18 protein-coding genes are annotated in these 16,798 nt (G+C 48.3%); 17 read left to right on the plus strand and 1 reads right to left on the minus strand.

Going from position 1 to position 16,798, the window contains the following annotated elements; genetic code table 11:
• Positions 1 to 8 precede the first annotated feature (8 nt).
• Positions 9 to 515 carry an NUDIX domain-containing protein gene (locus PPHA_RS10195; protein WP_012508743.1) on the minus strand — a complete coding sequence of 169 codons (507 nt, stop codon included), beginning with the start codon at positions 513 to 515 and terminating at the stop codon, positions 9 to 11.
• A gap of 262 nt (positions 516 to 777) precedes the next feature.
• Here PPHA_RS10195 and PPHA_RS10200 point away from each other — a divergent pair, with 262 nt between their 5' ends.
• The 17 genes from PPHA_RS10200 to PPHA_RS15195 all read left to right on the plus strand — a co-directional run bounded on the left by PPHA_RS10200 (position 778) and on the right by PPHA_RS15195 (position 16,782).
• Entirely contained in the window at positions 778 to 1,881 is a 1,104-nt protein-coding gene (locus PPHA_RS10200) for a porin (protein ID WP_012508745.1), read from the plus strand.
• A 328-nt stretch (positions 1,882 to 2,209) separates the two neighbouring features.
• Positions 2,210 to 2,647: a universal stress protein gene (locus tag PPHA_RS10205; RefSeq protein WP_012508746.1), complete on the plus strand. Its 438-nt coding sequence runs from the start codon at positions 2,210 to 2,212 to the stop codon at positions 2,645 to 2,647.
• Positions 2,648 to 2,727: 80 nt separating this feature from the next.
• Entirely contained in the window at positions 2,728 to 4,308 is a 1,581-nt protein-coding gene (locus tag PPHA_RS10210; RefSeq protein ID WP_012508747.1) for an MFS transporter, read from the plus strand.
• A gap of 26 nt (positions 4,309 to 4,334) precedes the next feature.
• On the plus strand, positions 4,335 to 4,559 hold the full coding sequence (locus tag PPHA_RS10215; RefSeq protein WP_012508748.1) for a DUF6814 family protein: 225 nt from the start codon (positions 4,335 to 4,337) through the stop codon (positions 4,557 to 4,559).
• Positions 4,560 to 4,661: 102 nt separating this feature from the next.
• Positions 4,662 to 6,545: an excinuclease ABC subunit UvrC gene (gene uvrC / locus PPHA_RS10220; RefSeq protein WP_012508749.1), complete on the plus strand. Its 1,884-nt coding sequence runs from the start codon at positions 4,662 to 4,664 to the stop codon at positions 6,543 to 6,545.
• A 115-nt stretch (positions 6,546 to 6,660) separates the two neighbouring features.
• Complete coding sequence (locus tag PPHA_RS10225) at positions 6,661 to 8,058, plus strand: tetratricopeptide repeat protein (protein ID WP_012508751.1); 1,398 nt, start codon at positions 6,661 to 6,663, stop codon at positions 8,056 to 8,058.
• Positions 8,055 to 8,906: a shikimate dehydrogenase gene (locus PPHA_RS10230; RefSeq protein ID WP_012508752.1), complete on the plus strand. Its 852-nt coding sequence runs from the start codon at positions 8,055 to 8,057 to the stop codon at positions 8,904 to 8,906. Before PPHA_RS10225 ends, PPHA_RS10230 begins: the two co-directional genes overlap by 4 nt.
• Before the next feature lie 27 nt (positions 8,907 to 8,933).
• The gene (gene lspA, locus PPHA_RS10235) at positions 8,934 to 9,443 is read left to right on the plus strand and encodes a signal peptidase II (protein WP_012508753.1); all 510 of its coding nucleotides are present in this window, start codon (positions 8,934 to 8,936) and stop codon (positions 9,441 to 9,443) included.
• Positions 9,433 to 10,206 carry a TatD family hydrolase gene (locus PPHA_RS10240; protein ID WP_012508754.1) on the plus strand — a complete coding sequence of 258 codons (774 nt, stop codon included), beginning with the start codon at positions 9,433 to 9,435 and terminating at the stop codon, positions 10,204 to 10,206. Before lspA ends, PPHA_RS10240 begins: the two co-directional genes overlap by 11 nt.
• A gap of 117 nt (positions 10,207 to 10,323) precedes the next feature.
• Positions 10,324 to 11,016, plus strand: coding sequence for a tetratricopeptide repeat protein (locus tag PPHA_RS10245; protein WP_012508755.1), 693 nt, complete (start codon positions 10,324 to 10,326; stop codon positions 11,014 to 11,016).
• 33 nt (positions 11,017 to 11,049) lie between these two features.
• Positions 11,050 to 11,541: a peptidylprolyl isomerase gene (locus tag PPHA_RS10250; protein ID WP_012508756.1), complete on the plus strand. Its 492-nt coding sequence runs from the start codon at positions 11,050 to 11,052 to the stop codon at positions 11,539 to 11,541.
• Between the two features lie 14 nt (positions 11,542 to 11,555).
• Complete coding sequence (locus tag PPHA_RS10255; protein ID WP_012508757.1) at positions 11,556 to 12,245, plus strand: YggS family pyridoxal phosphate-dependent enzyme; 690 nt, start codon at positions 11,556 to 11,558, stop codon at positions 12,243 to 12,245.
• A gap of 67 nt (positions 12,246 to 12,312) precedes the next feature.
• On the plus strand, positions 12,313 to 13,134 hold the full coding sequence (locus PPHA_RS10260; RefSeq protein WP_012508758.1) for a purine-nucleoside phosphorylase: 822 nt from the start codon (positions 12,313 to 12,315) through the stop codon (positions 13,132 to 13,134).
• Positions 13,135 to 13,150: 16 nt separating this feature from the next.
• Positions 13,151 to 14,215: an S-methyl-5-thioribose-1-phosphate isomerase gene (mtnA, locus tag PPHA_RS10265; RefSeq protein WP_012508759.1), complete on the plus strand. Its 1,065-nt coding sequence runs from the start codon at positions 13,151 to 13,153 to the stop codon at positions 14,213 to 14,215.
• A 333-nt stretch (positions 14,216 to 14,548) separates the two neighbouring features.
• Positions 14,549 to 15,940, plus strand: coding sequence for a cbb3-type cytochrome c oxidase subunit I (locus tag PPHA_RS10270; RefSeq protein ID WP_012508760.1), 1,392 nt, complete (start codon positions 14,549 to 14,551; stop codon positions 15,938 to 15,940).
• 30 nt (positions 15,941 to 15,970) lie between these two features.
• Positions 15,971 to 16,642, plus strand: coding sequence for a cytochrome-c oxidase, cbb3-type subunit II (gene ccoO / locus PPHA_RS10275; RefSeq protein ID WP_012508761.1), 672 nt, complete (start codon positions 15,971 to 15,973; stop codon positions 16,640 to 16,642).
• Complete coding sequence (locus tag PPHA_RS15195; protein ID WP_012508762.1) at positions 16,639 to 16,782, plus strand: cbb3-type cytochrome c oxidase subunit 3; 144 nt, start codon at positions 16,639 to 16,641, stop codon at positions 16,780 to 16,782. The genes ccoO and PPHA_RS15195 overlap by 4 nt, the downstream gene beginning before the upstream one ends.
• Positions 16,783 to 16,798: the final 16 nt, after the last annotated feature.

The following is a 16,798-nucleotide window of genomic DNA, read 5'->3' on the forward strand; positions in this document are numbered from 1 at the left end:
CTTTCGCCTTACTGCAGGGAGTTTAAAAACTCGGGCACGGCATCCTGTAATCCTTCAGGGTGGTGCGCAAGAATGTAGTTGACAAGGAATGGGGGATAAAGATTATAATGCTCAAGATCGGCGAGCGGAATCCAGCTCACCTTGAGAATCATCTGTTCATCATCGGGATATTCCGGATCTTTACCGGTTATCATCTCACCTCCGGTAACCGTACAATAAAAGCCAAGAGAGACCGAGTGATGAAGAGCACCCTGATCGAACGCACCAGGATAGGGATAGAGCAGCTCCTTGATGAAAAGCAGACTACCGACCGTACACTCAAGAGCGGTCTCTTCCATCATTTCACGTTTCACCGCCTCGTCAAGGGTTTCACCCCGTTCGACCGCCCCTCCAGGAAGAATCCAGTAACTTTCAGGAAGGTTTGGATCCTGAGGAGCAAAACTTTTATGTTCGACAAGGAGTACCTGATCCTCCCTGATACACAACGCGCTGACGCGGAGTCTGACTTGTGACATGAAACAATTCCGGTAGAGATGAAAATAGTACGTATTTTTAAAGGAGAAGAGAGTCGTCAATGCCGTTAAATGAATCAATGCAAGAAACAAAAAATCACCACTGTTTGTTTCATAGTATTTTTATTACATTTAACCATGAAATGGCAGGTACCGTTCTTTTTTATACCCTTCAGCTTCAGTTCACAAGGGTATTTAGCTTTTTTTTTCTTTCTCGCACACACACAACAACACACAAACACACACAACCTAACGGAGAAAACACATGAAAAAAATGCTATCACTTGCTGCAATGTTTGCAGTACTGTCTTATGCATCACCGGCATCAGCCGAACTGAAAATTGGTGGCGACGCTGCTGTACGTCTGAGAAGCGAGTTCACCGATACAGAAACAAACAATGTCAAGACATCGAACACTGATGAACTCAAGCTCCAGTACAGAATCCGCCTGAAAGCATCTGCTGACCTCGGTAGCGGCTACTTCTTTAAAACAATGATTCAGAACGAGTCGAATCCTGGCAGTTGGGTAACCGTAGCCGGTAATCCTGGTAATAATGATGAACATTATGCTCTTGAAGTATCCAACTTCTACTTCGGACGTGTGATGGAATGCAGCCACTACCAGATTGGCCGTCTTCCGCTGAACAGTGTCAACAACCCAATTTTTGACCTGACCCTTGTACCAATCCCTGCTGGTAACATCTATGCTGTGGATATCCCGGTAGCTACTTATAGTTTTGATCGCGTTTTTGGTCTTAACTATGGCACGAAAGTAGGAAATGGTGACCTGAATGCCACACTCGTTGTGCTTGATAATGACATCACTTTAGGTGACACTGCAGCAGAAGGCGATGGCATCTTCAATGATGGTTATGCATTGCATCTTGCATACAAGACTTCCATTGGAGATGTTACTCTGGAACCACAGGCTCTCATTGCCTTGACCGATGTCGATGGCGGAGCTTATCAGAATGTATCACCGAACACCTTTGGTGCAAATGTGACCATTCCTGCAGGCAAATCAAAAATAGGCATGAGTGGCTTCTACACGGTCTGCGATGACACAAACCCGAACACAAATGCCAAAGTTGACTACAACGGCTACCTTCTCAGACTCAAAGGTGAGTCTGGACCAGTTATGGCCTGGGTTGACTACAACCACACCAACGACAACTCACCAGTTACTGATGTTGACTACGACAACCTCTTCGTCTGGGCACAGTACAACTTCAAGGTACACGAATCAGCGATGGGCTCTTTCAGCCTGACACCGACTATCCGCTACCGTGCTTCAGGTAAGGATAACGGCTTAACAGAGACTGACAACAACCAGCTTCGTGGTGAACTCTATGCAACAGTGACCTTCTAACTTGCACGTTTGTTATCTGAAAAGCCGCAGGCAACTGCGGCTTTTTTTTACCTGACTGACCGTTTATATTCAGTTTCCACTCTTTACTGATATTATTTCCTGTTACTAACAATTGTTACTTAAGGAAATTTAACGATATTAGGGAAGGTCATCATGTACAGCACGAGCAACCTTTTTCCCTTTCGTTTTCATTTTATTTCGACATACAGAAACCGCCAAATCAACGTCCGGTTTCTCTTGTCTTTCAGGTAAATCGCTTTTTTGCTGTTCTTTTTTATTTTTCTATTAAAATATTTTATTATAACAACTTAAACACAACAGCGGTACTATGATTACCATTAAAAAAATCATCTGCCCGGTTGATTTCTCTGGTTTGTCGCGCAAAGCGCTGCAATACGCCAACGAATTTGCAAGACTCTCAAGCGGAAAAGTCTTTCTTGTCGGCGTTATTGAGAACGACCCCACAATCACCTACTCTCACGGACTGGAAACAGAACGCGCTGAGGCTGAATCGAAGCTGACATCGCTGATCGACGAAGAGAATATGGCTGGTATTGTCGCCGATTACGTGATCTATGAAGGATTTGCCGAAGAGTGTATTCTCGACTATGCAAAACGGCAGGAAGCGGATATCATTATCATGGGTTCACACGGTCGCCGCGGCCTGAAACGGATGATCCTCGGCAGCGTTGCTGAGCATGTGATTCGGCGTGCTCCTTGCCCGGTACTTGTTGTCAAGGAGAACGAGCATGAGTTTATCAAGTAGGATGCCGTTTTATGCCTGAAACGGTGGCACGAATGAGTTAAGGAATTACATTTTTTTTCAAACAATCAAAGAAAACTTTTATGGCACGAAATGTCACAAACGTTTCCCAAACCGAAGAGGTGTCCAGCACCCGGCGGGTTATCGCTGCTTCCTCGGTCGGGACGCTCATCGAATGGTATGACTTTTATATTTTCGGTACTCTTGCAAAAATCATTTCCGAGCAGTTTTTCCCGAAAGACAACCCGACGGCGGCCCTGCTTGCCACACTGGCAACCTTTGCCGCCGGTTTTGTTATCAGGCCGTTCGGCGCACTCTTCTTTGGACGCCTGGGCGATCTTATCGGACGGAAGTACACCTTCCTTGTCACTCTGGTGATCATGGGTGGTTCAACGTTTGCTATCGGTCTTGTTCCCGGCTATAAAACCATCGGATTTTTTGCTCCGGCGATTGTCTTTATTTTACGACTGTTGCAGGGTCTTGCTCTTGGAGGTGAGTATGGCGGTGCAGCAACCTATGTCGCTGAACACTCTCCTGCAGGTAAGCGTGGATTCTGGACAAGCTTTATCCAGACAACGGCAACTCTGGGACTCTTTCTTGCGCTCGGCGTTATTCTTATTGTACGCCAGACTCTCAGCGTTCCTGTCTTTGAGGACTGGGGATGGCGCATACCGTTCATTGTTTCAGCATTCCTTGTTGGAGTTTCAATCTTCATCCGTTTGAAGATGTCAGAGTCTCCAATGTTTGTAAAAATGAAAAAAGAGGGTAAAACATCAACAAACCCTCTTGCCGAAAGCTTCAAGCAAAAGGATAACCTGAAAATGGTGCTGATTGCTCTTCTTGGTGCAACCGCTGGTCAGGGTGTTGTATGGTATACTGGTCAGTTCTATGCGCTCTCCTTCTTGCAGAATGCGTGCAACATTGAATTTGAGCAGAGCAACATGATCATTTTGATTGCCCTCGTTATCGGAACTCCTTTCTTTATCATCTTTGGTGCCCTCTCTGATAAAATCGGGCGCAAGTACATCATGATGGCCGGTATGTTTATCGCTGTGGTCGCATACAGACCTATCTATACCATGATGTATAATGATGCAGACCTTAAGCAGAAAACCGAGATCGTAGAACAAACAACTGTCTCTGAACCAAAAGTTGAGGTAAAAGGTACTGATACGATTACCACAATCGTGACGAAAAAAACCTTTACTGATGGAACTTCCTACAAGGAGACGAAAAAAGAGACCATCCCGCTGGACGCAGCCAAAAAAGCTGAACTTGCTGCGGCAGGCAAACTGAAGCCAGAGATAAAAAAGGCTGTCATTCTTCCTCAGAACCTGTTCTACAAAATGATTGCCTTTGTCTTCATCCAGGTGATCTTCGTCACCATGGTATACGGCCCGATTGCTGCATTCCTCGTTGAAATTTTCCCAACCCGTATCCGCTACACCTCAATGTCTTTGCCGTACCATATCGGCAACGGTGTTTTTGGCGGTCTGGTTCCGCTTATTTCAACCCGTCTTGTTGAAGCAACCCGTCCGGCGCCAGGCCTTCCGCCTGCCGATCCTCTTGCTGGTCTCTGGTACCCTATCTTGATTGCCAGTGTCAGCTTCGTGATTGGAATGCTCTACATCTCCAACAAAACCAACAACATGGACGTTGAATAAACAAGAACCTTTTAATTTCATCCATTATGTCAGCAATAAAAAAACTTTTTGGAATTCTCTGGTCTGTCATGGGGATAGGAATCATCCCGCTGGTGATCATGCAGGCGATGAAAGAGATCGCAGCCAAGCCCAGTGAAGAGAACTGGATTTTCTGGTCGATCGTGATTGTCGTGCTTATGCCAATTATCTCTTTCAGCCTGATTACCTTTGGAGTGTTTGCGCTTAAAGGTGAGTACGATGTGATTGAGTGAGCAGTAGAGGCCATACCTGTTCTTTTTTCTCAAGGAAAAGCCGCATCTTTCGTGCGGCTTTTCCTTTTTTTGGAAAAACAAGAAACAAACCCCTGTTGACCAATGGATATCGAGGATGAACTCCCGGCCCGTACCGATAGAAAAAAAGCTCTTGTTGAAAAGCTCGGCACACTGCCTCCATCACCAGGCGTCTACCAGTTCAGGAATTCGAGTGGCCGGGTAATCTATGTTGGCAAGGCAAAAAATCTCCGCAACAGGGTTCGCTCCTATTTCAGAAATCAACAGCAACTTTACGGCAAAACGCTGGTACTGGTCACTCATATTGCTGATTTCGAGGTCATTATCACCTCTTCTGAAGTCGAGGCGCTGATTCTTGAGAACAATATGATCAAGGAGCTGAAACCGCGCTACAATGTGAACCTGAAGGACGACAAAACCTACCCCTACCTGGTGATCACCAATGAACCTTTCCCTCGGATCCTCATCAGTCGCCAACGAAGAAAGGATGGCTCCACCTGGTTTGGACCCTATACAGAGTCCCGTCAGCTCCACTCCATTCTTGATCTTATCGGCTCAATTTTTCCGGTACGAAGCTGCAAATTCCGTCTGAGTGAGGAAAATATTGCTACCAAAAAATACAAAGTCTGCCTCGATTACCACATCCATAAATGCAAGGGACCATGTGAAGGGCGGCAGTCAGAGGAGGAGTACCTCCTGATGATTGCTGAAATTACCCGTCTGCTGAAAGGAAAGACCTCCACCATGATACGCTCGCTCACCAGCGCCATGCAACTCTTTGCCCGCGAGCTGAAATTCGAGCGAGCAGCAGAGATAAAAATGCAGCTTGAGAGCCTGAAACGGTATGCCGAGCGCCAGAAGGTAGTTGCGGGAGATGGGCTCGACAGGGATGTTTTTGCTGTCGCTACCGGTGAAGAGGATGGTTGCGGCGTCGTCTTCAAAATCCGGGAAGGGAAACTGCTTGGCTCGCAACGCATCTACATGAACAATGTCACAGGGGAAACCGACTCCGGGCTGCAGGCAAGAGTTATGGAAAAATATTATCTCGAGACCCTTGAGCTTCTGCCTGATGAAATTCTTCTTCAGGAATCCCTTGGCGCCGATGAAGAGGAGACCTTGAGAGCACTCTTTTCGGAAAAAGAGAGAGAGGAGGCGCAGGAGAAAAAAAATATTCGCTTTTTGGTGCCGCAAATCGGCGAAAAAGCTCACCTGGTTGAGATGTGTCGTCAGAATGCACGGCATCATCTTGAGGAATATCTGATCCAGAAACAGAAACGGGGCGAGGCTGCCCGAGAGCACTACGGCCTTACTGCTCTTAAGGAGCTGCTGCATCTGCCAAAACTCCCCCAGCGAATCGAATGTTTTGACAATTCTCATCTTCAGGGTACCGATTATGTCAGTTCAATGATCTGTTTTGAGAAGGGCAAACCCAAAAAAGCGGATTACCGCAAGTTTAAAATAAACAGTTTTGAAGGATCAGATGACTACGCGGCAATGGAAGAGGTGATCAGGAGACGTTACAGCGGATCGCTTTCGTCGAAACTCCCCTGGCCTGACCTTATCGTCGTCGATGGCGGAAAAGGGCAGGTCAATATCGCTTTTCAAACCCTGAATGCCCTCGGACTCTCTATCCCGATTATCGGTCTGGCCAAGCGCATTGAAGAGATTTTTACCCCGCAGGCCCGAGACCCATTCAACCTGCCAAAAACCTCTCCCGCACTCAAACTGCTCCAGCAAATGCGCGATGAGGCTCACCGTTTTGCCATTACCTATCACCGCAAACTGCGATCGGAAAGAATGTTGCAGACAGAACTCACCACCATTGCGGGAATTGGAGAGAAAACAGCATTCAAACTGCTTGAACGGTTTGGCTCGGTTGACGCTGTTGCGCAGGCAACTCTGGAGGAGCTGACGGCAGCAGCAGGAGCAAAAACAGCAACGGCTATCTACCGTTTTTACCGACCATAAATGTTCTCCTTCTCTACCATGCCAAACCGTCAGAATGTTTTTGTTAAGAAAATTCTGTTATATTTGGCTTATGTGTACTCTGCCCTGAGAATGGACAACCTCTTTACGATTGCTTATGAATGTGCCTGATTTTTTTGACGATAATCGCCATAACCCTGCGGGAGCATCAGGAAGAGAACAGCCCGACCTTGATGGTCTTGATTCCATGTTTGATTCGGAGGATCTTCTTGACCGAATCAGTCAATATAATGAAGAGGGGTTTCAGCTTGAAGCACTTGCTGTAGCCCGTCGTCTTGAAGAGATAGCGCCTTTTAATACGGAAACCTGGTTCCATCTGGGTAATTGCCTGACGCTGAACGGTTTTTTTGATGATGCACTTGAAGCGTTTCAGCGGGCGGCCGTCTTCAGTCCCATGGACAGCGAAATGCGGCTGAATCTCGCTCTTGCCTGGTTCAACACCGGTAATCATGATGAAGCGCTCAGAGAACTCGAAGATATTCTTGTTGACTCCTCCATTGAAAAGGAGTTCCATTACTATCGCGGAATTATCCTGCAGCGTCTTGAACGGTTTGTGGAGGCCGAATCGGACTTTGAATATGCATTGCAACTTGATGACGAGTTTGCTGATGCATGGTATGAACTTGCCTACTGCAAAGATGTTCTTGGCAAACTTGAGGAGAGCACCTCATGTTACCGCAAAACACACGATTATGATCCATACAATATCAATGCCTGGTACAATAATGGCCTGGTACTGAGCAAAATGAAAAGCTATGACGAGGCGCTTGACTGTTACGATATGGCCATCGCCATCTCCGATGATTTCAGTTCGGCTTGGTATAACCGTGCAAACGTTCTTGCCATCACCGGACGTATTGAGGAGGCTGCTGAAAGCTATCTGAAAACGCTGGAATATGAGCCCGATGACATTAATGCGCTCTATAATCTCGGCATAGCCTATGAAGAGCTGGAGGAGTATACCGAAGGCATCATCTGTTATCGGCGCTGTATCGAGATCAGCAGTGATTTTGGTGAAGCATGGTTTGCACTTGCCTGCTGCCATGAAGCGCTTGAAGAGTACGAAGAGGCATTTACAGCAACTCTGGAAGCGCTGAAATCAATACCCGACAGCATTGAGTTTCTGCTGCTGAAAGCGGAGATCGAGTACAATCTCAACGATCTTGAAAATTCCATGGCAACTTACCGGCAGGTCATAGCGCTTGATCCGGAAAGTCCCCAGATTTGGGTTGATTTTGCCATCGTTCTCAGGGAAGGTGGCCAGATCAATGCATCAATCGATGCACTGCAGCAATCATTGAAGCTACAGCCACTTTCGGCTGATGCTCACTTTGAAATTGCCGCTGCCTATTTTGCCATGGGCGACAAACTCAGTACCCTGAAGGCACTAAGCAAGGCATTCAAAATTGACCCCGAGAAAAAAGAGCTTTTTCAGAGCACTTTTCCGGAACTGTACCAGCAGGATTCTGTCAGACGGATGCTCGGGATTGCATGACGAAATCAACAAAAATTCTCGGTCTTATCGGCCGTGCCGTTGATTATTCCTACTCTCCGCTTATCCATAATACGGCATGTCGGCTGCTTGGGCTTTCATACCATTATACGGTTTTTAACATTGCGGATCCCTCCATGATCCCTGATGCCCTTCGCGGGGCAAAAGCACTCGGGATTGCAGGATTCAATGTCACCATACCATACAAGAAGAGCGTTGTCCCCTTTCTTGACGCGCTCTCCGCAGAGGCAGCTTCCATACAGGCGGTCAATACCATTGTCAATGAGGGAGGAAAACTCACCGGGCACAACACGGATATTGCCGGATTTGCCGCACCCCTTCTGCCATACCGGGAGAGTATCCGAGGCAAAACACTCTCTATTTTCGGCGCAGGCGGAGCAGCGCTGGCTGCCATAGAGGCATTCATCCGTTTTTTTTCTCCAAAAGAGATTCTGCTCTTTGTCCGTAACCCCGAAAAAGCCTCTTTGCTGCTTGAGGAGAGTGGCCATGACAAAAGTGCTCCTGTCAGGATTCTTTGTTCTGATAATCCGGAAATAATCAGGGAGTGCCGCGTTATCGTCAACGCCACTCCAATCGGCACCAGAGGCAATAACGACTCACCTCTCCCTCTTGACCGGGAGTTGCTCCACCCTGGCCAAATTGTCTATGACATGGTTTACAACCCTCTCGATACGCCACTTCTTCTGGCTGCACAGAAGGCTGGCGCTGCAACCATATCAGGTATTGAGATGCTGATCGGCCAGGCTGAACACTCGTTTACGCTCTGGACTGGTATGCAGATGCCCGTTAAAGCGGTAAAAGAGAGCCTTCTGCAAGAAATTCAACAATAATAACCCTGTTCCCCGGGCATCCGACTCATGAAACTCTTTTTCTCCATTGTCCTGCTGGTCATCACCCTTGACCAGTTCACAAAAAAACTTGCCCTAACCTTTCTCCGCGATGGAGTCCAAAGTATCACCATTATTGCAGACCTCTTCTCGCTCACCTATGCGGAAAACAGAGGAGTCGCCTTTGGCCTTGAATTTGCCCCACCAACCGTCCTCCTCCTTCTGACTGGAGTGATTACGATCATGGTACTCGCATATGTCATCTGGTCAAAAAACCGGACGACTCTCTTTCTTCTCCCCTTTGCCCTCATTACTGGTGGTGGTATTGGCAATATGATTGACCGGGTTATGTACGGCAAAGTTGTTGACTTTATCTATTTTGATCTTTATCAAGGGCATATTTTCGGTAGATGGGTTTCATTGTGGCCTATTTTTAATATCGCAGATTCAGCCATCACCATCGGAGCCTGCATGTTGATGATCTTTCATAACAAGCTCTTTCCCGCAGAGAGCCCGACAGGAACAACCGATGTTCGTTGATATTCACTGTCACCTCTCCTTTCCGGAGTTTGACGAGGATCGGGATGAGGTCATCAAACGCCTGAAAGAAGAGGGTATCGGACTGCTCATCGATCCTGGCGTTGATGTACCAACAAGCAAAAAATCCATTGACCTGGCTCACAATGTTGACTTTATCTATGCCAACGTCGGTCTTCATCCTCATGAGGCCGCGCTTCCAGTCGATGAAAGCATTTTCGGGGAACTGCTCACTCTTGCCCGGTCGCCAAAAGTTGTTGCCATTGGTGAGATAGGGCTTGACTATCACTATCCCGATTTTAACCGCACGGCACAGCAGGATGCATTCCGCGAGATGCTGAGAGTTGCCCGCACCCTCGATATGCCGGTCGTTATCCATTGCCGGGACGCATGGGATGATATGCTCGACATCCTCTCCGAAGAGAGTCACTCAGCCATGCGCGGCGTGATGCACTGCTTTTCAGGAGACAAGGCAATTGCTGACGAGTGTATCCGAAAAGGATTCAAGCTCTCTATTCCCGGAACGGTCACCTACAAACGCTCCCTCCTGCCTGAGGTTATCAGGAGTGTTTCGCTTGATGATCTGCTCACAGAGACTGATGCTCCGTATCTCTCTCCGGTACCTTACAGGGGAAAACGAAATGAACCGGCTTACGTTCGTCTGGTCACGGAAGCCATCGCCCGTATCAGGGAGATCCCGCTGGAAGAGGCCGCAGAAGGCATTGCGAAGAATAGCGTTGAATTGTTTAGATTGCCAGCGTTATAGAAATGCATTGGGGTGGCGGGTTTACCTGTTGCAGTTCTGCACTTATTTTGAAAATCATGCAAACTTGCTTAGGTTGAGGGCCAACCGTAACCGATGCAGCAACCATAACAACGAGCTATGAACGACATACAATCCAGCACTCCCGTCCAGCAGGGCGTCAAACCATCTACAGAAGACAATCTTCTTTACATTGCCATCAAATATAAAGTTGCAATTATCAGTACACTGGTACTCCTCGCAGCTCTCGGAGCCGGAGCCTTCTTCTGGGTGCGCTACCAGCAAAGCAATGAACTGGATGCTGCACTGCAACTCTCAAGAATAGCTCCACTTCTTGACCGTGGAGAGTTCAAGGCTGCCATCAACGGTACCGATAAAACTGCCGGATTGAAGAAAATTGCTGATGACTATGCCGGAAAATATATGGGGACTCCAAGTGGAAATATGGCCAATCTGCTGCTCGCTAATGCGCTCTACTCCATGGGAAATTTTGACGCAGCTCTTGAGGTCTTTAAGAGCGTATCCATCAATAATGATGATCTTGCTGCCGCTGCCCTTGCTGGCGCCGGGGACTGCTACGTCAATAAAAATCAGTTAGCATTGGCCGCAGAGAGCTATCAGGATGCATCATCCAAGGCTGAAAGCAAACCGCTTAAAGCGCAATACCTCGCACATGCAGCCAACAGTTTCCAGCAGATAAACCAGCTTAAAAAAGCATCAGAGCTGTATACAAAAATCATAGCAGACTATCCAGGAACAACCGCAGCAGCCGTAGCTCAACGGTCGCTCTGGCAGCTTCCCTCAAATCTTTAATAACGAACAATAGTTCCCTAAAATACATTGTACATGCCTGAACAGTTTCTTATCAAGACAAGCCTTGGTGACATTACCATCAGTCTTTACGACGACACCCCTCTGCATCGCGATAACTTTATCAAACTCGCCACAGAGAACTATTACGACGGTATCCGCTTTCACCGGGTTATCGAAGGGTTCATGATCCAGACCGGAGATCCGTTATCACGCCATGAGGATAAACGCTCCATGCACGGCACCGGAGGCCCTTCTACCCGTATCCCTGCTGAAATCAAACATCCCAACAAGAAAGGAACACTTGCTGCAGCAAGGGACAACAATCCCCAGAAAGCATCATCCGGCAGCCAGTTTTATATCAATCATTCTGACAATGGATTTCTTGACGGACAATATACCGTCTTCGGTGTGGTTGAGGCTGGTATGGATGTGGTAGAAAAAATTGCTGTTGTCAAAACCGATCCCAACGACAATCCTCTTGTACCGGTCACTATCGACACTATCGTTCCACTGGCAAAGTCCTGAGAAGATAAAATCACATGGATAGCATTGCGGCTAACATAGAAACAATACGGGAGCAGATTCATGCGGCCTGCATCGAGGCAGGCCGCGATCCGGCTGGAGTACGTCTGATCGCTGTTTCAAAAACCCACCCGGCATCACTGATAAAAGAGGCCTTTGATGCCGGTCATATTGTTTTCGGAGAAAGCTATGTCCAGGAGTTTCTGGAAAAGTGTGAAGATCCCCTGCTTGCACAGCTCGGAATCGAATGGCACTTTATCGGACACCTGCAGTCAAACAAGATACGCTCGATTATCGGCAAGGTGAGCCTTATTCATGGCATCGACAAGCTCTCAACAGCCGAAGAGCTCTCAAAACGAGCCCTCCGGAACAACCTGCAGGTCGATTATCTTCTTGAAGTCAATACCTCCGGCGAAGCATCCAAATATGGCATGTCGCCAGAAGAGCTGCTTTCACTGGCTGAATCGCTCTTCACGCTCCCGAACATCACCCTTCGCGGCCTGATGACCATCGCGTCACCAGACAGGGTTCTTGCACAACAGGAGTTTCGCCTGCTGCGCACCCTTCTGGACGCGCTGAAACCCATTTCTCCGGATCCATCAAAACTTACCGAACTCTCCATGGGCATGAGCGGCGATTTCAGGGAAGCCATTCATGAGGGAGCAACCATGATCCGTGTCGGAACGGCAATCTTCGGCTGGCGCTGATATGGTTTGCATTTCGGTTCATACTCGCTTTGTAACACTTGTCAATTAACCTGTAAACAACCCTATCATGATCTCACAGCAGGCAAAAATCCAGGAAGCAGTCGCCTTTATCAGAACAAAGACAGGTGCTGATTATCCGGTTGGTATCGTTCTTGGAACAGGCCTCGGCGCTCTGGTCAAGGAGATTGATATTGACTTTTCCCTCGACTACAGCGACATCCCGAACTTCCCTGTCTCCACGGTTGAAACCCACCACGGCAAACTGATTTTCGGAACCCTTTCGGGAAAAAATGTTGTCGCCATGCAGGGGCGCTTCCATTTTTACGAAGGCTACTCCATGCACCAGATTGTCTTTCCAATCAGGGTCATGAAGTACCTCGGCGTCAAAACCCTCGGCATCACCAACGCCTGTGGCGGCCTGAACCCTGCCTACAGAAAAGGGGAGATCATGCTGATCGATGACCACATCAACCTGCTCGGCACCAATCCGCTCATCGGGCCAAACGACCCTGAAATCGGCTCTCGCTTTCCTGACCTCTGCGCACCCTACTCTCCCCGGATACTGGAACTTGCTGAAGAGGTCGCATTAAATCAGAGAATCAAGGTTCAGCGCGGAGTTTATGTAGCCCTCTCAGGCCCTTGTCTTGAAACCCGTGCCGAATACCGCATGTTACGTACCCTTGGCGCCGATGTTGTCGGCATGTCAACCGTGCCAGAAGTGATCGCTGCCGTACATCAGGGCACAGAGGTCTTCGGCATGTCCATCATCACCGATGAATGCTTCCCGGACAACCTCAAGGCGGTCAGCATCGAAGAGATCATTGAGGTCTCCAACCATGCCGAACCCAAAATGACCTCTATCTTCAAGGCTATTGTCGCAAACCTTTAATTATCACCATACCAGTATGATAGACGCCATTTCTTTCAACGACAGCACCCTTCGCTACCTCGACCAGCGCTATCTGCCGCTGAGGGAGGAGTATGTTTCCACCAGAAATTACGAGGAAGCCATAGAGGCGATCAAAACCCTTGCAGTACGCGGCGCTCCCCTGATTGGCGTTGCTGCAGCCTACACCATTATTCTCGGCATAAACAGCTTCCAGGGCACAAAAGAGGAGTTTCCTTCTTTTTTCAAATCGCTTGTGGCTGAAGTTGAAGCTTCACGCCCGACAGCGGTCAACCTCTTTTTTGCAGCGGCACGACTCAAGAAGGTCTATGCTGAAAACTATGAAACTGACACAATCGAGGCGCTCTTTGCAAAAATGAACACTGCTGCCCGCAAAATCCATGATGATGAGATCGCAAACTGCGATGCCATGTCGCGCCACGGTGTTGATCAGATCAAGATTGACCTTGCCCACATCCTGAAAACACGTAAGCTCAATGTTCTGACCCATTGCAATACCGGCACCCTTGCCTGCTGCGGCACCGGCTCAGCGCTTGGGGTCATCAGGCTTGCCTGGCAGGAGGGGCTCATCGAGCGGGTCATCACCTCCGAAAGCCGCCCGCTCTTGCAGGGGCTTCGTCTGACTGCCTGGGAACTTGAACATGATGGCATACCCTTCGTCTCTATTTCCGACTCCTCATCAGCATTTCTGATGCAGAGAGGAATGATTGATTTTGGTATTGTCGGAGCGGACCGGATTGCTGCCAACGGTGACACGGCAAACAAGATTGGCACCTGCGCCCATGCCATCAGCGCATACCACCACAATCTGCCGTTCTACATCGCCGCGCCGGTATCAACCATTGATATCACCATTCCTGACGGCACGCATATCCCGATTGAAGAGCGCAACGCCGATGAGCTGAGAACCATTTTCGGCACACAGGTAGCTTCACCGACAACACCGGTTCTCAACTATGCTTTTGATGTCACACCAGGAAAATATCTGAGAGGCATCATTACCGACAAGGAAGCTGTGGTCGGTAACTACATTACCGGACTCGCTGCACTTATGGAAGAGTAACCTGCAGTGGTTTCGCAGGAGCAACACATTGCTAAAAAGAGAGACGCTCACCGAAAACCTTGCTGATTCGGTGAGCGTTTTTTTATCTGCCTGATAACCTGGTAATGAACTCCGGTCAGGCTCATCCGCCAGGATGCAATCTTTTTGATTTTTTTATCAGCGACATACCTTGGTGAATTTGTATTTGATACTTTCCGCAAGATTTTATTCAGGTCAAAACTCTATCTTTTTAACTATATTATGGCAGTATGTCGGCAGACGATTTAACTTTTTTTATATTGATCCGTCCGACGTTCTCTCTTTATTTTCCTTAAAAATGATCTGGAGGAGAGCATGAGCGAAGCAGGGTACAACTACAGGATAGTGCGCGGTTTTGCCTTTTCGGCGCTTTTCTGGCTTATCATTGGTCTGGTCGTCGGGCTCTGGATAGCCTTCGAAATGTTCAATCCGGCACTCAACCTTACCCCCTGGCTCAGTTTCGGGCGGTTGCGTGTTGTGCATACCAATGGTCTCGGTCTTGGCTTCGGACTCGCAGGTATTTTTGCAACCTCCTACTATATCCTGCAGCGCCTGACGAGAGTACCGCTTCCCTTTCCCCGACTTGCTCAAGCTCATCTCTACCTCTTCAATGCAGCAATAGCGCTGGCAGCCGTGAGCCTTTTTGCGGGAATGAACACCACAAAAGAGTACGCTGAACTTGAATGGCCTCTTGACATTGGTGTTGTCATTTTCTGGGTCATGTTTGCCGTCAATGTCTTTGGCACGCTGATCAAACGTCGCGAAAAGCAGATGTACATCTCCCTCTGGTACATCATCGCCATGACCGTCACCATTGCCATTCTTTACATTGTCAACAACCTTGAGATTCCCGTCACACTCTTCAAGTCCTACAGTATCTATTCAGGTGCAAACGATGCCAATGTGGAGTGGTGGTACGGGCACAACATTGTGGGATTCATCTTTACGGTTCCGATACTGGCGATGTTCTACTATTTTCTTCCAAAAGCCACAGGCCTTCCCATCTACAGCCATCGGCTCTCCATCATCTCTTTCTGGGCGCTGATCTTTGCCTATCTCTGGACTGGCGCACATCACCTTATGCTCACCCCTCTGCCGGAGTGGATTCAGACCGTTGCAATCGCCTTCTCCATTTTCCTGATTGCTCCGTCATGGGGCTCTGTAGTCAATGGCTATTACACGCTGCAGGGAAACTGGGAGCAGATGCGCACCAATTATCTGGTCAAGTTCTTTATTGCGGGCATCACCTTTTATGGTCTTCAGACCCTTCAGGGGCCCCTGCAGGGATTACGCACCCTCAATGCTTTCTTTCATTATACTGACTGGGTGGTCGGGCATGTGCACATGGGAACCATGGGATGGGTGACCATGATCATTTCGGCATCGTTCTACTATATGATTCCACGCATTACCGACACCGAGCTCTACAGCATCAAACTCGCCAACAGCCATTTCTGGCTCATCCTTGTTGGTCAGCTCACCTGGACCATTACCATGTGGATCGCAGGAATCCAGCAAGGAGCGATGTGGAAAGCAACCAACCCGGATGGTTCGCTGATGTATAATTTTCTTGATACCGTCACCTCTCTCTATCCCTATTACCGGTTGCGCTTTGCCGCCGGGATAATCTATTTTATCGGTATACTGGTTTTCGCCTGGAATCTGATCATGACAGTACGCCAGCAACCTCAACAGAGTGAAGCTTAAACAACAAATCCACAAACAGGAGCTGCAATCATGGGGATCACTTCCAAACCGGTTGTTTTTGCTATTCTTTCAGCCGTTGTCATCCTTATAGGCACCACCGTAACGGTCTTTGTTCCGCTTTTCATGCCTTCTACACAGCCAGTCAGCGCTGCCATAAAACCCTATACGGCCGTAGAACTTGAAGGGCGCGACATCTATATCCGCGAGGGATGCAACAACTGCCACACCCAGACCGTACGACCGCTTAGAACAGAGGTACTTCGCTACGGGGAATACTCCAAAGCTGAGGAATTCGCCTACGACAGACCCTTCCTCTGGGGTTCACGCCGCACAGGCCCCGATTTGAACCGCGTTGGCGGGAAGTATCCCGATGCCTGGCATTACAAGCACATGCAGAGTCCGCAAGGGATGTTTGAAAAATCAAATATGCCCCCTTATGGGTGGCTTGCCAAAAACCGTCTCGATACCACATATTCATACAAAAAGACATCCATTCTTGGCTATGGCTATTCTGAAAACGATGTCCGGCAGCAGATAGCCCAATATCATGCAACGGTAACCGATGGCACCTATTCCTCAAAAGAGAGTCGTGACCAGGTGACACCGCCAGAGCTGCGCCAGGAACTGACCGAAATGGATGCCATGATTGCATACCTCCAAAAGCTGGGAAGAGATGTCAAAAACCTGGAGGCAACAAAATGACCTTTTCAGGAATGGCATATTTCCTCTTTACCCTGCTGCTCGCCACTGTTTTAGCGGGAATAATTATCTACTACTACAACCCGAAAAGAAAACAGCAGGTTGAGGAACCGAAGCACAGAATGCTTGATGACGACAATTGAAAAACCCTAAGAGTAC

This window comes from Pelodictyon phaeoclathratiforme BU-1 (genome assembly GCF_000020645.1).
GTDB classification, from domain to species: Bacteria; Bacteroidota; Chlorobiia; order Chlorobiales; family Chlorobiaceae; genus Chlorobium; species Chlorobium phaeoclathratiforme.

Excerpts from the sequence above, each read along its gene's own strand:
- PPHA_RS10240 (WP_012508754.1), top strand. The coding sequence starts at position 9,433 with ATGTTCGTTGATATTCACTGTCACCTCTCCTTTCCGGAGTTTGACGAG.
- PPHA_RS15195 (WP_012508762.1), top strand. The coding sequence starts at position 16,639 with ATGACCTTTTCAGGAATGGCATATTTCCTCTTTACCCTGCTGCTCGCC.
- PPHA_RS10210 (WP_012508747.1), top strand. The coding sequence starts at position 2,728 with ATGGCACGAAATGTCACAAACGTTTCCCAAACCGAAGAGGTGTCCAGC.
- PPHA_RS10260 (WP_012508758.1), top strand. The coding sequence starts at position 12,313 with ATGATCTCACAGCAGGCAAAAATCCAGGAAGCAGTCGCCTTTATCAGA.
- uvrC (WP_012508749.1), top strand. The coding sequence starts at position 4,662 with ATGGATATCGAGGATGAACTCCCGGCCCGTACCGATAGAAAAAAAGCT.
- lspA (WP_012508753.1), top strand. The coding sequence starts at position 8,934 with ATGAAACTCTTTTTCTCCATTGTCCTGCTGGTCATCACCCTTGACCAG.
- PPHA_RS10200 (WP_012508745.1), top strand. The coding sequence starts at position 778 with ATGAAAAAAATGCTATCACTTGCTGCAATGTTTGCAGTACTGTCTTAT.
- PPHA_RS10255 (WP_012508757.1), top strand. The coding sequence starts at position 11,556 with ATGGATAGCATTGCGGCTAACATAGAAACAATACGGGAGCAGATTCAT.
- PPHA_RS10230 (WP_012508752.1), top strand. The coding sequence starts at position 8,055 with ATGACGAAATCAACAAAAATTCTCGGTCTTATCGGCCGTGCCGTTGAT.
- PPHA_RS10215 (WP_012508748.1), top strand. The coding sequence starts at position 4,335 with ATGTCAGCAATAAAAAAACTTTTTGGAATTCTCTGGTCTGTCATGGGG.
- PPHA_RS10245 (WP_012508755.1), top strand. The coding sequence starts at position 10,324 with ATGAACGACATACAATCCAGCACTCCCGTCCAGCAGGGCGTCAAACCA.
- mtnA (WP_012508759.1), top strand. The coding sequence starts at position 13,151 with ATGATAGACGCCATTTCTTTCAACGACAGCACCCTTCGCTACCTCGAC.
- ccoO (WP_012508761.1), top strand. The coding sequence starts at position 15,971 with ATGGGGATCACTTCCAAACCGGTTGTTTTTGCTATTCTTTCAGCCGTT.
- PPHA_RS10225 (WP_012508751.1), top strand. The coding sequence starts at position 6,661 with ATGAATGTGCCTGATTTTTTTGACGATAATCGCCATAACCCTGCGGGA.
- PPHA_RS10205 (WP_012508746.1), top strand. The coding sequence starts at position 2,210 with ATGATTACCATTAAAAAAATCATCTGCCCGGTTGATTTCTCTGGTTTG.
- PPHA_RS10250 (WP_012508756.1), top strand. The coding sequence starts at position 11,050 with ATGCCTGAACAGTTTCTTATCAAGACAAGCCTTGGTGACATTACCATC.
- PPHA_RS10195 (WP_012508743.1), bottom strand. The coding sequence starts at position 515 with ATGTCACAAGTCAGACTCCGCGTCAGCGCGTTGTGTATCAGGGAGGAT.
- PPHA_RS10270 (WP_012508760.1), top strand. The coding sequence starts at position 14,549 with ATGAGCGAAGCAGGGTACAACTACAGGATAGTGCGCGGTTTTGCCTTT.